We start from the raw sequence: 14,720 nt of genomic DNA on the forward strand, positions 1-14,720 counted from the left end.
ATCCACGGCAATGTCATAACGGCTCATCGGGGTGATCACTCTTCCGGGGGGTGCGGGCGCAATTCGTGGACGAAGTCCTCGAAATCATCGGCGGCCTGGAAATTCTTGTAGACGCTGGCAAAGCGCACATAGGCGACGGTGTCGATCCGCGCCAAAGCCTCCATGACGATCTCGCCGATCTTCTTGGACTGAATATCCGTCTCGCCCATGCTTTCAAGGCGGCGGACAATGCCCGAGATCATCTGATCGATACGCTCGGGGTCGATCGGGCGCTTCTGCATCGAAATGCGGATCGAGCGCTCCAGCTTGTCCCGGTCGAAGTCTTCGCGTTTGCCGTTGGTCTTGACCACCACCAGATCGCGCAACTGCACCCGTTCGTAGGTGGTGAAACGCCCGCCACAGGCCGGGCAGAAGCGGCGGCGACGGATCGACACGTGATCCTCTGCCGGGCGCGAATCCTTGACCTGAGTATCGATATTTCCGCAAAACGGGCAGCGCATCAGCCAGTCCCCTTCATGATCAATGCCTGTAGATTGCGCCTGACCCGGCGCAGTTATCCACAACTATAGGACAGCCTCAACAGTTTGGGTAGAGGCGAAATCACACCGCTAGATCAAGCAGTTCACGCAAGATGCGCCGCAACCTTGCGCCGGTGCGGCGCGTCGCGGTGTTCAAACAGGTAGACCCCCTGCCAGGTGCCCAGAACAGCCGCGCCATCCGTGACCGGGATCGACAGGCTGACCGGCATCATTGCTGCCTTGATATGGGCGGGCATATCATCGGGGCCTTCGTAGGTATGGCGCAGATAAGACATCGACGGGTCCGTGCTGGGCGGCACCAGTCGGGCAAAATAGGCCCGAAGATCCGTCTGCACCTCGGGGTCGGCGTTTTCCTGTATCAGCAGGGAGCAGGAAGTGTGCCGCACGAATAACGTCAGCAACCCCTGCCGCACACCGCAGGACCCAGCCCAGGACTGAATATCGCGGGTGAATTCGTAAAGGCCCTGCCCGGCCGTTTCGATCTGAAATTCGGTTTGCATGAGGACAGCATTGCCGCAGGACGCGCTGCTTCACAAGTGCCCCTATGAAGTGATCAGGGACGCCGGAAGAAAGGATCGTCGAACCGGTCATAGCAATAGTTGCGGGCGGTGGCGGCGTTCAGATTGTAGCCCGGCTTCTTCACTGACAGGGAATACCCTTTTTCCGTACTCGCTCCCGGCGGTGGGGTCAGCGCGAATTTCACCGATTTTCTGCCGGGGCGGTTGATCGAAGGGCCGACACCTTCCCAGACATAGATCCGCTGGGTGGCGCTGGTACGCAGCTGCGATATGGCAAAATCCCCGATCCCACACCAGTAATCCTGCGCCGAGGTGCCGACCCGGCTCACCACTTCCCAGACACCCTCTTCGACAGGCAGCACTTCGTGGCGGTTCCAAGACCACCAGGCCTGCACCGAGACTGATTGCGCGGTAACAGGCTGCACCGCAAGGGCTGTCGCAAAGGCCAAGGCAGGCCAGAACATCGGTTTCATCGGTCTACTCCCCTGTTGCGTCACCAGAAGTATAGCACAGGCCCGCTGTTCGGCGACCTCAGCCGGTTCGCCAGCGCCCGTCAGCGGGTCAGAAACCCGTCGGCAATTGGTGACAGAATGACAGGGCTGCGCGCACCTGCATCGCATCGCCGACGTTCATGCGGTTGATCGGCGGATTAGTGATAGGCTCCGCTCCCGCCAGCATATTCACATCGAGCGTGAACTGCACCGCAGAGCGGCGGTTGGTCGTGTCGCTGGGTCCCATGGCGCGGGACACATAAACCATTGCCGACATCGGCGCGCCAAGCGCACGCACGGCATAATCCCCAGCGCCACACCAATAGTCCAATCCGGTCCCGCCTGCGATCGGAACGACCTCGAACACCTGCTCCGATAACGGGTTGACCCGCGCCGACTTGCGGCTGGTAAAGGCGTCAGCCGCCCCGGCAAGGCCAAGAGCCGCCGAGGCCGAAAAGACGACCACTGCAAATGAAAATCTTCGCGCCATTGCGACACCCTCCAATACCGTCAAGTTCTATTCCTGACACGGTATGATCCTAGGGCCAGCCCCGCTTCGCGCCAGCCCCGGGGCTATCACGCTCTCGTGTATCTGTCGCTTCGAACGTGGCGCGCCCACCGGCCTGCGTATCAGGGACGGATCGGACGCTGGTTGCAATAGGTTCTGGCCTGCTGGACCGACATGGAGTCGCCGGGACGGATGCCAAAGGTGAACCAACCGCGATCCGTACCCAGCCCGGCGACCTGATCAGCCGAAAGGGTGAATTGCACGGCAGACCTCTTACCTGTGGTGACGCTTTCACCGCGCCCACGCAGGACATAAATCGGGTCGCGCCAATCGGCCCCAAGCACACGACGAGCATATTCGGAGGCCCCGCACCAGAATTCCTCAACAGTGCCAGAACTGCGCGGAACGACTTCGAACACCGTGTCACTCACGGCATTCACCTGCACCCCATTGGCAAGCGTGAAGGCCTGCCCGACGGAGGGAGACAGGAGGAAAAGGGCGCACCCGAGGCTGGAAAGAAAATTCTTCATGGCAGGAAATCCGTTGTTTTCTCAAACATAGGGATCCCCGTCGGCAGAACCAAGGGGCGGCGCCCTCACTTAGAGAAGATCAGCAAAGAGCAGCTTTAGCTCGCATTCCGCAGCGGGTACGCGGCCGCCTGCACATCCAGCTCCCCAGACGGGCCGGGATCAGTTGCGTTTGGGAAAGGGAATGATCTGCGCGCTTTGCTGTGTGCCGAGTGTCTGTTCCAGAATGGCCAGAACTTCGGGTTTCGGTGTCTTTCCCTTGGTCGGGCTGAACCGGCTTCGTGCCTGCTCCCGCAGCATGCTGCGCGCGGTATCGCCGTCGATTTCCTGCAAGCGTTCGCCCTGATCCTTCAGAACCTCCAGCATGAACTGGTTGGCCTCGGTCAGGTTCTTGAGATGCAGAAGCTTTTCCTCAAGTTCACTCAGAGCGGCGGTGGTTCCCCGGTTTGCAGACATCATTTCCCCCGAAATGCAAAGTTCCTTAACCAAAAGTTTACGCAGCTCCCCCACCAAGGGCAAGGATCAGGGTAAAGAGATGGTTAACAAGGTGCGCAGGCCCGTCGCCCTTCGGAAGAAAGAAAAAGGCGCCGTGAGGGGCGCCTTTTTGATCACTGGTCGAGGAAGCTGCGCAGCTTGCGGCTGCGGCTGGGATGTTTGAGCTTCCGCAGCGCTTTCGCTTCGATCTGACGGATCCTTTCGCGGGTCACGCTGAACTGTTGACCGACCTCTTCGAGCGTGTGGTCGGTGTTCATGCCAATGCCAAAACGCATCCGCAGGACGCGTTCCTCGCGCGGGGTGAGCGAGGCCAGAACCCGGGTGGTGGTTTCCTTGAGGTTTTCCTGAATGGCGCTGTCCAGGGGCAGCACCGCGTTCTTGTCCTCGATGAAATCGCCCAGTTGGCTGTCTTCCTCGTCCCCGATGGGCGTCTCGAGAGAGATCGGCTCCTTGGCGATCTTCATCACCTTGCGGACCTTCTCAAGCGGCATCTGCAGCTTTTCAGCCAGTTCTTCCGGCGTCGGCTCGCGGCCGATCTCGTGCAGCATCTGACGGCCGGTGCGGACCAGCTTGTTGATCGTCTCGATCATATGCACAGGGATACGGATGGTGCGCGCCTGATCCGCGATACTGCGCGTGATCGCCTGACGGATCCACCAGGTTGCATAGGTGGAGAACTTGTAACCGCGGCGGTATTCGAACTTGTCCACCGCCTTCATCAGGCCGATGTTGCCTTCCTGGATGAGGTCGAGGAACTGCAGGCCGCGGTTCGTGTATTTCTTCGCGATGGAGATCACGAGACGCAGGTTCGCCTCGACCATTTCCTTCTTGGCCTGACGCGCCTCTTTTTCACCCTTCTGCACCTGCTGCACAATGCGGCGGAATTCGCTGATATCGAGACCGACATACTGGCCGACCTGCGCCATGTCAGCGCGCAGTTCTTCCACCTTGTCGGTGGAGCGTTCGATGAACATCTGCCAGCCCCGCCCCGGTTTCGCGGACATATCCGCCAACCAGTTCGGATCCAGCTCGCGGCCACGGTATTCCTCGACGAATTCGCGACGGTTGATCCGGGCCTGGTCAGCCAGCTTCACCATGGCGCTATCGATCTGCATCACGCGGCGGTTGATGCCGTAAAGCTGGTCGATCAGGGCTTCGATACGGTTGTTGTGCAGGTGCAGACCATTCACCAGTTCCACGATCTCGGACCGCAGCTGTTGGTAGGTCTTTTCGTCCTGCGCGCTAAACGATCCGTCCTCATTCAGGGTGGCCGAAATCCGGCTGTCCTGCATTTCGCTCAGCTGAGCGTAATCCGAGGAGATCTGCTCCAGCGTGGTGAGCACGCGATCCTTGAGCGCAGCCTCCATCGCAGCCAGGGACATATTGGCCTGTTCGTCCTCGTCATCGTCGTCATCGCTGGCAATCGGATTGCCGTCGGCGTCGAGTTCGGGCCCCTTGTCTTCCTTGGCGGGTTTGGCGGCATCGGACACCGCACCGGTGTTCACCACCGGTTCGGCAACTTCGCCCTCTTCGTCCATCTGGTTGCCAAAGGTGGCCTCAAGATCGATGACGTCGCGCAGCAGAATGTCTTCGGACAGGAGTTCGTCGTGCCAGATCGTGATCGCCTGGAAGGTCAGGGGGCTTTCGCAGAGGCCCAGGATCATCGTATTCCGGCCGGCTTCGATCCGCTTAGCGATGGCGATCTCGCCTTCGCGGCTCAGCAGTTCGACAGAGCCCATTTCACGCAGATACATGCGGACCGGATCATCGGTGCGGTCCAGTTTTTCCGCAGCCGCCCCGGCCACCGCGACTTCGCGATTGGATTCGGTCGTCACCAGTTCGGTCGAGCCTTTGTTCTGCTCTTCCTCTTCGGCCTCTTCATCCTCGATGATATTGATGCCCATTTCGGAGAGCATCGACATCACGTCCTCGATCTGCTCCGAGCTGACCTGATCCGGCGGCAGGACCTGATTGAGCTGATCGTAGGTGATGTACCCCTTCTCGCGGGCCTCCGCGATCATCTTCTTGACCTGGGCCTGGCTCATGTCCAGAGAGATTTCGGCTTCCTGATCGTCAGGTTTGCGGTCGTCGGTGTCTTTGGCGGCCATTCAATGCTCCTCTAAGAGGCTGGGGCGATTCGGGTATCGCGAATCATTAGCGCGAACTTCTGATTCGTCACCCCGTTTACCCAATTTTCTTTCGCTCTTCCTTAGGAAAACACCCTTTTGTCCAAAGGTGTGTCATTTCTCGGAAAAGCCGATTCGGTCCAGAAGGGCGCCAAATGCATCGCGTTCCTCGCGATCCAGACGGGCGCCGTTCTCGCCAACGTCATATTGTGCCCTGTCTTCATTTTCACTTCGCACGGCCCTGTTCCGCGCCTCGGCGGCCTGCTTCAACCGCCAAGTCAAAGCCTCGTCCGCAAGACCGCTCAGGTCCTCCTCCGCCTCGGCCAGTTCCGCGTCCAGCCCGCGCAGGGCTTCGAGTTTCGGGAACTCTTCGGCCAGTGTCAGCCGGGCAGCCTCGGCATCGCCGGGTTTGCGCAGGCAGGGGATAATTGCCACATGGCGAAGGGCAAAGAGATTTTCAAGAGCGTGCGGGCCTAGGCTGTATTCGATTTCTTCTTTCAGCCGCTCCGGTGCGTCGATGCCATAGCGCAGGACCATGTCGCGCAGGGCCGCCAGATCCGGATCGGTGCACAGCATCCGCTCCAGATTGGTTTCGAACTCATGGACCACCGCAGGGGTGGTGATCACGGTGGCCAGAATGACGGCCTCACGTGCGCGGGCCAGGCCTGCCTCATCCGATCCCGCCAGTAGCGAGCTGCGGGTGCTGGCCAGTGGGGTCAGAACCGCTCCCGGTCCGCGCCAGGGCGGTCGCGCTCCGTCGCGAAAACCGCGTCCGCCCTTGGGGCTGCTGCCCGTCAGGGAAAACCCTTCGCTGCGCTGCGGGCGGTTGCCGCGGAACAGCTGCCAGCGCAACTCCTTGATATCCTCGCCATAGTGCTGGCGGATGGAGGGATCGCGGATCAGTCGGATCTTTTCGCGCAGCGCCTTGTCCAGCGCCGCCTTGCGTTCGGGGCTGTCGAACACCCGCCCCTCGGTTTCGCGCTGCCACAGCAGTTTCACCATCGGCATCGCCTGATCCAGCACCGCCTGCACCGCGGCAGGGCCTTCGCTGCGGATCATGTCATCGGGGTCCTTGCCTTCGGGCATGATGGCAAAGCGCAGGGATTTGCCGGCCTCCAGACGCGGCAGGGCCAGATCGATCAGCCGCATGGCCGCGCGGATGCCCGCCTTGTCGCCATCAAGGGCGATCACCGGCTCGTCCGACATCCGCCACAGCATCTGCAGCTGGTTTTCGGTAATCGCCGTGCCCAGCGGCGCCACACAGGAGGCAAAGCCGCCTTCGGACAGCGCGATCACATCCATATAGCCTTCGGCCACGATCAGCGGTGTGTCCCGCCCAGCGGCGGTGCGGGCCGGGCCGTGATTATACAGGCTACGCCCCTTGTCGAAGAGCTCGGTTTCGGGAGAGTTCAGGTATTTGGCGTTGTCATTCGGGTCCATCGCGCGACCGCCAAAGGCAATCGCCCGTCCCCGCGCATCGCGGATCGGGAACATGATCCGGTTGCGGAAAGTGTCATAGGGTTTGCCGCCCTTGCTTGAGGGCTTGGCCAAACCGGCCGCCATGATCAGATCCTCGGGCACGCTTTTGCCGCGCAGGTGATCCCAAAGCCCCTGCCAGCCATCCGGAGCAAAGCCGATCTGCCAGCGCTCCAACGCCTCCCCGGTCAATCCGCGCCCCGCCAGATAGGCGCGCGCGGCGGTGCCACCTTGGGTGTTCAGCTGCAGGCGGAAGAACTGCACCGCCTGCTCCATCACTTCGGCCAGCTGGCTGCGGCGGTCCTGTTTCTGCTGCGCCTGCGGATCGCGCCGGGGCATCTCCATGCCCGCCTCCCCCGCGAGGATCTCAACCGCCTCCATGAAACCGACGTTTTCGGTTTCCTGCACGAATTTCAGCGCATCACCTTTGGCCTGACAGCCAAAGCAATAATAAAAGCCCTTGCGGTCATCGACGTGGAAACTGGCGGATTTTTCGTGATGAAACGGACATGGCGCCCACATGTCGCCCTTGCCCATGTTGGATTTGCGCTGATCCCACATGACCTTGCGCCCGACCACAGCGGTCAGGCTGGTCCGGGTACGCAATTCATCCAGAAAACCGGGCGGCAGGGACATGTCAGTTCGATTGCAGCTGTTTTTTCATCGCCTGGATCTGATCCCAGTTTTCCAGGCACTGCTCTTCGAAGGTGGCGCCAAGGTCCACCTTGCGCAGATCGCGGCGTTTCATTGAGTAGACATGCGCGGTCAGTTGCGGGATCGCCTTGGAATACTGTTCCGGCCAGTCGGGATTGTCCGCCAGAATCGTCTGTTCCACCTTTTCCTGCCGCACCCGGTCCATCCGCGCCTGCTGCACGGCGGCCATTACCTGCCCTTGATACCTGCAGCTTTCCTCTTTGCTTTCAGCGGCATAGGACGGTGCGGCGAGCAAGGCAGCCAGAATGGCTGCGACAGGGGTCGCGACGGGAAGAATGCGGATCATAGATACGCTCCGGGAATCAGTTGGTGATCCCGGAAGACTACCCCCGCGCGGCGACGGCTTCCATGGCTGTTTTCAGATCGTGCACCAGAGTGCGCGCCAGAGAGCGGAACACCATGATCTGGAAACTGTCCGCGCCAATGCGGGTGACCGAAGCCATCATGTGACGCAATTCGGTACGCGCAGTGTGGCCGCGCTTGAAGCTCTGCACGCGCAGATCGATAGGACACAGCCGAGCCAGGACATCTTCAGCCCCAGCCCCTTCAAGCCGCACCACGGCCCAGGCATCGCTTTGATCCGTCAGCGCGGCATGGTCGGCCAGCGTCGGATCTGGCTGAGGCCCGGCCAGCAGCGCCATGTTCCGACCGAACCAGATGGCTCGGCTGCCCGCCTTGCCGGTGCTGCGTCCCGGCGCTGGCAGTTTCATGCCATGGGCGGCCTCAAGCGCCGCCTCCAATGCCTGATCCTTACCGTTGAACACCGCGATGGTGGTCAGATGGCCCAGATCCTCTTCGCTCAGCTTCAGGGCGCCAACGGTGACCGGCAGCAGACCGTCACAGGGGCTTTTTGCAGTCAGTTCAGCCACGGGCACGCTCTCCTTCCGGGTCATAGAATTGCGGTTCAACCACTTCGCACAGGGTGTCGATGCCACGCATGTGATCGACCAGACGCACGGTATCGCCGATCCGCTTCGCTCCCTTCGTCAGGAAGGCCAGTGCAATGGAATGCCCCAGCGTGGGCGAGAACCCGGCCGAGGTGACATAGCCCTGATCGTGCACCCGCTCGACCGGGTCCTCGGGATTGAACAGATGCGCCCCAGCGGTCAACTGCTTGACCGCGCCGACGGGTTTGAGGCCGACCATCTGCATACGATCCTCTGCCATCAACCCTTCGCGCTGGGACATGGGCTTTCCAAAGAAATCCTTCTTTTTCGACATCATACCCTGCAGCCCAAGGTCAAAGGCCGTCACGGTGCCGTTGATTTCCGCGTGGGTGATAAAGCCCTTTTCGATCCTGAGGACATTGAGCGCCTCCATGCCGTAGGCACCGCCGCCTGCGGCCTCGGCGCGCGAGACCAACTCGCGGAACAGAGCATCGCCATAGCGGGCCGGAACCGCCAGTTCATAGGCTTCCTCGCCGCTGAAGGAGATGCGGAACAGCCGCCCCGCGACGCCCATCACCGAAACCTCACCACAGGCCATGAAGGGCCAGCTTTCGCTGTCGATCTCATTGTCGAGAAGACCATTCAGCAGCGCCCGCGCCTTGGGTCCGGCGACGGCGAACTGCGCCCATTGTTCGGTGACCGAGGCGATGCGCACATCCCAGTCGGGGCGCAGGACCTGCATCACATATTCCAGATGCGCCATCACCTGGCCGGCACCAGAGGTGGTGGTGGTCATCACGAAATGCTCTTCACCCAGCCGCGCGGTGGTGCCATCGTCCATGACAAAGCCATCTTCGCGCAGCATCAGGCCATAGCGCGTTCGCCCGACCTTCAGGGTCGAGAACATGTTGGTATAGACGTAATCCAGCAGCTTGCCCGCGTCGGGGCCCTGAATGTCGATCTTGCCCAGGGTCGACACATCGCAGATGCCCACATGATTGCGCACATATGTGACTTCGCGGTCGCAGGACTGACGCCAGTTGGTCTCCCCGTGTTTCGGGAAATAGGCTGCGCGGTACCACAGGCCGACTTCCAGCTGCTGCGCACCGCGTTCATCGCTTGCCTGATGCGAGGTCAGGTGGCGCTGCGGCTTGAAGCCCTGCCCCTCGGCCCCCGCGCCCATGGCACCGATGCTCACCGGCACGAAAGGCGGACGGAAGGTGGTTGTGCCGGTTTCCGGGATGCTGCGCCCAGTGGCATCAGCCAGTACCGCCAGCGCCGCCACGTTCGAATTCTTGCCCTGATCGGTCGCCATACCTTGGGTGGTGTAGCGTTTCATATGCTCGACCGAGCGGAAGTTCTCCCCGGCGGCCTGTTTCACATCCTTGACGGTAACGTCGTTCTGGAAATCGAGCCAAGCGCGCCCCTTGCCCGGCACCGCCCACAAGGGGGTGATACGATAGGGGTCATCCTCGGCCTGCGGCAGATCCGCAGAGACCACCTTGAGGCCCAGCGCCTCAAGCGCAGCACTTGCCGCTGCAGCGCCTTCGCGCAGGGCGCCGGCAGTGGAGAACTCGCCATTGCAGGCCCCCGCTGTCACCAGACCCGGCACGCAGCCCACGCGCGGCACAAAGGCGGCGATATCGCGGCGCCAGACCGGGCGGGCATTCAGATGGCAAGTCAGATGCACCGACGGGTTCCAGCCGCCCGACATGGCGAGGCAATCTGTCTGGATCTTTTCCTCACCAGCGACAGAACGCACGGTGATATTTTCCAGCCGCTTGCGCCCGCCTGCATCGCAGACCTGCGCGCCCTTCATTACCGGGAAGAGATCACTTCCCGGCGCATCGTGGCGGCTGTCAATCAGCGCCGCAACATGCACGCCTGCCTGCGCCAGATCTCGGGCGGTGCGGTGCGCATCGTCGTTATTGGCAAAGATGGTAACCCGCTCCCCCGGGGCAACGCCCCAGCGGTTGAGGTAGGCCCGCACCGCGCTGGCGGTCATGATGCCGGGGCGGTCGTTGTTGCGGAAGGCAACCGGACGCTCGATCGCGCCGGCCGCCAGTACCGCGTGTTTGGCGGCGATACGCCAGAAACATTCGCGCGGCAGATGGCATTCCTTCAGCGAATGACGGCGCGGCATGTGGTGGGCGACACGCTCCAGCGCGCCATAGGTGCCCTGATCATAGGCGCCGGTCACTGCTGTGCGCGGCATCAGGCGCACATTGTCCATCTCCGACAGCTCTTTCAAAGCGTCCTTTGCCCAGAGGTGGGCAGGCTTGCCGTCGATGTCTTCCTGTTCTGCCAGAAGACGCCCGCCCATGCGGCTGTCCTCTTCGGCCAGGATTACATCGGCGCCCGCGCGCCCCGCCACCAACGCCGCCATCAGACCCGCAGGCCCCGATCCGATCACCAGAAGGTCGCAGAAGGCATAGGCCTTTTCGTAGCAATCCGGATCGGCCGCGCCGCTGAGTGCACCAAGCCCCGCCGCGCGGCGGATCATCGGCTCATACAGCTTTTCCCAGAAGGCTGCCGGCCACATGAAAGTCTTGTAGTAGAACCCCGCGCCCAGGAACGGCGCCGCCAGATCATTGACCGCCAACAGGTCCGTCTCGACCGAAGGCCAGCAATTCTGGCTGCTAGCGCTCAGCCCTTCGAACAGCTCCTGCGTGGTGGCCCGCACATTGGGATCGGCGAATTCGCCGCTGCCCACGGTGACCAGCGCGTTCGGCTCTTCGCTGCCAGCGGTGAGGATGCCACGCGGGCGGTGGTATTTGAACGACCGCCCCACCAGATGCACCCCATTGGCCAGCAAGGCCGAAGCCAACGTGTCCCCTTCGAGCCCCATCATGTGGCGACCATTGAAGGAGAAGGTGACCGGCTTTGCGCCCTCGACCAGCCCCTTGCCGGGCAATCTCATGCTCATGCCGCACCTCCCAGACCCGCATCCGAGGCCAGTGTCACCTCAAGGATCTCATGGCTTGCGGTATTGCGCAGCACCTTCAACCAGGCGCCGCAGCCCATTTCGTGATACCAAAGCTCTTCCAGCGGGCCTGCCGGGTTTTCCCGCAGGTTCACGTGCTGGTGCCAGACGTCCAGATCCGCATCCGCAGCGGGCTGCTCCAGCGCCGCACCGCGATAGTAGAATTCGCGGCGGTCCCGCTCTCCGCAATTCGGGCAGGTGATCCTCATGACTGCCGCTCTCCCGTGGTTCTGATCCGTATTCCGTTCATCTGTGTTGCCGCTGTTCGCCGCGTCGCGGGGTCAATGCAGGTTATGCTGAGCACCGGTCCCCTCCTCATCCATGAGTCCGACGCCGGTGCGGAAACGATCCAGTTTGAACCGGGTTGCCGCACCATGCGGGCGGTCGGTGGCAATAAGATGCGCGTAGACGTTGCCGGAGCCCGGCGTTGCCTTGAAGCCGCCGTAGCACCAGCCGCAATTGAGATAGAGCCCGTCTATGGGCGAATGGTCGATGATGGGTGAGCCGTCCGGCGTCATATCCATGATGCCGCCCCAGCTGCGCAAGAGCCGTGCCTTGCCCACCGCAGGCACCATGGCCATGCAGGTTTCCATAGTGTGTTCCACCATCGGCAGGTTCCCCCGCGCCGCATAAGAGCTGTAGAAATCAAGATAGCTGCCAAAGACCAGCCCGCCCTTGTCGGACTGGCTGATATACAGATGCCCCTCGGCAAAGGTGATGACGTTGTCGATGATCGGCTTCACCCCTTCGGAAACGAAGGCCTGCAAGACGTGGCTTTCGATCGGCAGGGTCAGCCCCGCCATTGCCGCCACCTGACCGGAGCGCCCGGCGGCAGCCATCGCGACCTTCTTGGCCCGGATAGGCCCGCGCGCTGTCTGCACCCCCGTGACGCGTCCGTTTTCAACGTCGATACCGGTGACTTCGCAGTTCTGGATCAGATCGACCCCGCGCATGTCGGCGCCACGGGCAAAGCCCCAGGCCACCGCATCGTGGCGCGCAGTGCCGGCCCGGCGCTGCAGCAGACCGCCCATGATCGGAAAGCGGTTGTTGTCGAAGTTGAGAAAAGGCGCCATGCGGCGCACGCCTTCGCGGTCCAGAAGTTCCGCATCGTCCCCCTGATTGACGATGGAGTTGCCCCGCCGAACGATGGCATCGCGCTGGCCGTCGTTGTGAAACAGGTTGATGATCCCGCGCTGCGACATCATCGCGTTATAGTTCAGCTCCTGCTCCAGGCTTTCCCACAGGCGCAGGGAGTGAGAGTAGAATTCGGAGTTGCCCGGAAGGTAGTAGTTGGCGCGCACGATGGTGGTGTTGCGCCCTACGTTGCCACCGCCGATATAACCACGCTCCAGCACCGCGACATTGGTAATACCGTGCTCAGCGGCCAGATAGTAAGCCGTCGCCAGACCGTGGCCACCGCCGCCGATGATGATCACATCATATTCGCGCTTGGGCTCGGGATCGCGCCAATGCGGACGCCAGCCCTTGTTGCCGGTCAGCCCTTCCTTCAGCACCCGCCAACCCGAAAACCGCATCTGTGACCTCCACCTTTCAGTCCCGCCCTCGCTGCGCATGTATGGCGCCGCAGGCTCTATCGTAGTGCTAGCGATTTTACCGGGCGGCTCCTACCCCTTTTTCGACAGAAAGCCCCGGAACCGCGCATCGCACTGGCCGCAATGCACCCTTTCTGGGCAGGTCTGTCTAGTCCTCAATACGACAGATCGTGACGCAACTGGACCAAGGTGCAAATTCCCACACTGCCGTGGCCGCATCAGTAAGCCCTCCACACACAGAAACGGCGGGCACAGGGCCCGCCGCAAGATTGCGATCAGCTGTTTGCGAGAAATGCCCCTTACAGCCCCTTGGCGCGGTAGCTGGCTGCGACTTTTTCGATCGAGACCAGATAAGCGGCAGTGCGCAGGTCCATCACGTCGTCGCGGTCATGCCAGACCTCGCGCATCGACTGATAGGCGATACGCATGGTATCATCGAGGCCGGAACGCACCAGCTCCAGCTCATCGGCACCGCGCAGATACCTCTGTTTGAAATCCGGGCTTGGCGACCAAGTCTTGCCCAGCGCCTCGCTCAGGCTCTCCATCTGGTCCACCACCAGTTGGTGACGCGCCTCTTCCTGACGGCGCTGCATACGGCCAAAGCGGATGTGGCTGAGGTTCTTGACCCATTCAAAGTAAGAGACCGTCACGCCGCCCGCGTTGGCGTACATGTCGGGAATGATCACCGTACCCTTGTCGCGCAGCACCTCATCCGCACCGGCGGTGACCGGGCCATTGGCGGCCTCAATGATCAGCGGCGCCTTGATGCGGGCTGCATTGGACATGTTGATGACACCTTCCAGCGCCGCCGGGATCAGGATGTCGCAGTCCTGCTCCAAAAGCGCGGCACCATCGGCGGTATGGGTGGCGTCGGGATACCCGGAGATGCCGCCATGTTTGACGATCCAGTTGCGCACGGCCTCCACGTCCAGCCCCTCTTCGCGGTGCAGGGCACCGTCGCGTTCGATGATCCCGGTAATGAGAGCACCATCTTCCTCGCTCAGGAACTTGGCGGCGTGATAGCCCACGTTGCCAAGCCCCTGCACAATGACGCGCTTGCCATCGAGGGTGCCCGACAGGCCCGCCTTGGCAATATCCTCGGGGTGACGGAAGAACTCCCGCAGGGCGTATTGCACGCCGCGCCCCGTTGCCTCGACCCGGCCAGCGATCCCGCCAGCATTGAGGGGCTTGCCGGTGACGCAGGCACGAGAGTTGATATCGGTGGTGTTCATGCGCGCATACTGGTCGGCAATCCAGGCCATTTCGCGTTCACCGGTGCCCATGTCGGGCGCCGGAACGTTCTGGCTGGGGTGGATCAGATCGCGTTTCGCCAACTCATAGGCAAAACGGCGGGTGATCAGCTCCAGCTCGTGCTCTTCGTATTCGCGCGGATCGATGCACAGACCGCCCTTGGAGCCACCAAAGGGCGCTTCGACCAGGGCGCACTTATAGGTCATCAGCGCCGCCAGCGCCTCGACCTCGTCCTGATTGACGCCCATGGCATAGCGGATACCGCCCTTGACCGGCTCCATATGTTCGGAATGCACCGAGCGATAGCCGGTGAAGGTATGGATTTTGCCGCGCAGGCGCACGCCAAACCGCACCGTGTAGGTCGCGTTGCAAACCCGGATCTTTTCCTCAAGCCCCGGCGGCAGGTCCATGATGGAGACCGCCCGGTTGAACATCAAATCGACGCTCTCGCGGAAACTGGGTTCGTTCTGGCTGCTCATGCTCGCTTCTCCGTGCTTTATTGCGCGACTCGTGATGAAACTTAAGGCAACTCTATGCACGGATGTTTAAGGCATGCGACCTTTTTGACCATTCCCATCCAAAAGAATCATCTTCGCAACTTTTGGTCAGCGATTCGCTCTTTGGTCTAATCGGCACTTTTTCCCAAACCGAA

At 61.6% G+C, this 14,720-nt stretch carries 14 protein-coding genes; all 14 read right to left on the reverse strand.

Features of this window, described 5'->3' with window-relative positions; genetic code table 11:
- Window positions 1-35: 35 nt before the first annotated feature.
- Window positions 36-500, reverse strand: a complete 465-nt coding sequence (nrdR, locus tag JL2886_RS04425) for a transcriptional regulator NrdR (RefSeq protein ID WP_065270909.1) — start codon at window positions 498-500, stop codon at window positions 36-38.
- Between the two features lie 122 nt (window positions 501-622).
- Window positions 623-1,039, reverse strand: a complete 417-nt coding sequence (locus JL2886_RS04430; RefSeq protein ID WP_065270910.1) for a secondary thiamine-phosphate synthase enzyme YjbQ — start codon at window positions 1,037-1,039, stop codon at window positions 623-625.
- Between the two features lie 53 nt (window positions 1,040-1,092).
- A complete protein-coding gene (locus JL2886_RS04435) occupies window positions 1,093-1,530 on the reverse strand; it encodes a hypothetical protein (protein ID WP_082995995.1) in 438 nt (145 codons plus the stop codon).
- 88 nt (window positions 1,531-1,618) lie between these two features.
- A complete protein-coding gene (locus JL2886_RS04440) occupies window positions 1,619-2,038 on the reverse strand; it encodes a hypothetical protein (protein ID WP_065270911.1) in 420 nt (139 codons plus the stop codon).
- A 140-nt stretch (window positions 2,039-2,178) separates the two neighbouring features.
- Window positions 2,179-2,586, reverse strand: a complete 408-nt coding sequence (locus JL2886_RS04445) for a hypothetical protein (protein WP_065270912.1) — start codon at window positions 2,584-2,586, stop codon at window positions 2,179-2,181.
- A 159-nt stretch (window positions 2,587-2,745) separates the two neighbouring features.
- Window positions 2,746-3,039, reverse strand: coding sequence for a hypothetical protein (locus tag JL2886_RS04450; RefSeq protein ID WP_065273528.1), 294 nt, complete (start codon window positions 3,037-3,039; stop codon window positions 2,746-2,748).
- A 152-nt stretch (window positions 3,040-3,191) separates the two neighbouring features.
- The gene (gene rpoD, locus JL2886_RS04455) at window positions 3,192-5,186 is read right to left on the reverse strand and encodes an RNA polymerase sigma factor RpoD (RefSeq protein WP_065270913.1); all 1,995 of its coding nucleotides are present in this window, start codon (window positions 5,184-5,186) and stop codon (window positions 3,192-3,194) included.
- A gap of 132 nt (window positions 5,187-5,318) precedes the next feature.
- Window positions 5,319-7,316, reverse strand: a complete 1,998-nt coding sequence (dnaG, locus tag JL2886_RS04460) for a DNA primase (protein ID WP_065270914.1) — start codon at window positions 7,314-7,316, stop codon at window positions 5,319-5,321.
- Between the two features lies 1 nt (window position 7,317).
- Window positions 7,318-7,680: a hypothetical protein gene (locus JL2886_RS04465; RefSeq protein ID WP_065270915.1), complete on the reverse strand. Its 363-nt coding sequence runs from the start codon at window positions 7,678-7,680 to the stop codon at window positions 7,318-7,320.
- A gap of 37 nt (window positions 7,681-7,717) precedes the next feature.
- Window positions 7,718-8,263: a sarcosine oxidase subunit gamma gene (locus JL2886_RS04470; protein ID WP_065273529.1), complete on the reverse strand. Its 546-nt coding sequence runs from the start codon at window positions 8,261-8,263 to the stop codon at window positions 7,718-7,720.
- On the reverse strand, window positions 8,256-11,201 hold the full coding sequence (locus JL2886_RS04475; protein ID WP_065270916.1) for a sarcosine oxidase subunit alpha family protein: 2,946 nt from the start codon (window positions 11,199-11,201) through the stop codon (window positions 8,256-8,258). Before JL2886_RS04475 ends, JL2886_RS04470 begins: the two co-directional genes overlap by 8 nt.
- A gap of 2 nt (window positions 11,202-11,203) precedes the next feature.
- Window positions 11,204-11,473, reverse strand: a complete 270-nt coding sequence (locus JL2886_RS04480; RefSeq protein ID WP_065270917.1) for a sarcosine oxidase subunit delta — start codon at window positions 11,471-11,473, stop codon at window positions 11,204-11,206.
- Window positions 11,474-11,545: 72 nt separating this feature from the next.
- Window positions 11,546-12,799, reverse strand: coding sequence for a sarcosine oxidase subunit beta family protein (locus tag JL2886_RS04485; protein ID WP_065270918.1), 1,254 nt, complete (start codon window positions 12,797-12,799; stop codon window positions 11,546-11,548).
- A gap of 317 nt (window positions 12,800-13,116) precedes the next feature.
- On the reverse strand, window positions 13,117-14,547 hold the full coding sequence (locus tag JL2886_RS04490; protein WP_065270919.1) for a Glu/Leu/Phe/Val family dehydrogenase: 1,431 nt from the start codon (window positions 14,545-14,547) through the stop codon (window positions 13,117-13,119).
- Window positions 14,548-14,720 lie beyond the last annotated feature (173 nt).

Origin of the sequence: Phaeobacter gallaeciensis (assembly GCF_001678945.1) — a bacterium.
In the GTDB taxonomy this organism is placed as follows: domain Bacteria; phylum Pseudomonadota; class Alphaproteobacteria; order Rhodobacterales; family Rhodobacteraceae; genus Phycobacter; species Phycobacter gallaeciensis_A.

What these genes read in the sequence shown, in the direction of transcription:
- JL2886_RS04450 (WP_065273528.1), bottom strand. Translation starts at nt 3,039, where the DNA reads ATGTCTGCAAACCGGGGAACCACCGCCGCTCTGAGTGAACTTGAGGAA.
- JL2886_RS04465 (WP_065270915.1), bottom strand. Translation starts at nt 7,680, where the DNA reads ATGATCCGCATTCTTCCCGTCGCGACCCCTGTCGCAGCCATTCTGGCT.
- nrdR (WP_065270909.1), bottom strand. Translation starts at nt 500, where the DNA reads ATGCGCTGCCCGTTTTGCGGAAATATCGATACTCAGGTCAAGGATTCG.
- JL2886_RS04435 (WP_082995995.1), bottom strand. Translation starts at nt 1,530, where the DNA reads ATGAAACCGATGTTCTGGCCTGCCTTGGCCTTTGCGACAGCCCTTGCG.
- JL2886_RS04445 (WP_065270912.1), bottom strand. Translation starts at nt 2,586, where the DNA reads ATGAAGAATTTTCTTTCCAGCCTCGGGTGCGCCCTTTTCCTCCTGTCT.
- JL2886_RS04480 (WP_065270917.1), bottom strand. Translation starts at nt 11,473, where the DNA reads ATGAGGATCACCTGCCCGAATTGCGGAGAGCGGGACCGCCGCGAATTC.
- rpoD (WP_065270913.1), bottom strand. Translation starts at nt 5,186, where the DNA reads ATGGCCGCCAAAGACACCGACGACCGCAAACCTGACGATCAGGAAGCC.
- JL2886_RS04490 (WP_065270919.1), bottom strand. Translation starts at nt 14,547, where the DNA reads ATGAGCAGCCAGAACGAACCCAGTTTCCGCGAGAGCGTCGATTTGATG.
- JL2886_RS04475 (WP_065270916.1), bottom strand. Translation starts at nt 11,201, where the DNA reads ATGAGATTGCCCGGCAAGGGGCTGGTCGAGGGCGCAAAGCCGGTCACC.
- dnaG (WP_065270914.1), bottom strand. Translation starts at nt 7,316, where the DNA reads ATGTCCCTGCCGCCCGGTTTTCTGGATGAATTGCGTACCCGGACCAGC.
- JL2886_RS04440 (WP_065270911.1), bottom strand. Translation starts at nt 2,038, where the DNA reads ATGGCGCGAAGATTTTCATTTGCAGTGGTCGTCTTTTCGGCCTCGGCG.
- JL2886_RS04485 (WP_065270918.1), bottom strand. Translation starts at nt 12,799, where the DNA reads ATGCGGTTTTCGGGTTGGCGGGTGCTGAAGGAAGGGCTGACCGGCAAC.
- JL2886_RS04430 (WP_065270910.1), bottom strand. Translation starts at nt 1,039, where the DNA reads ATGCAAACCGAATTTCAGATCGAAACGGCCGGGCAGGGCCTTTACGAA.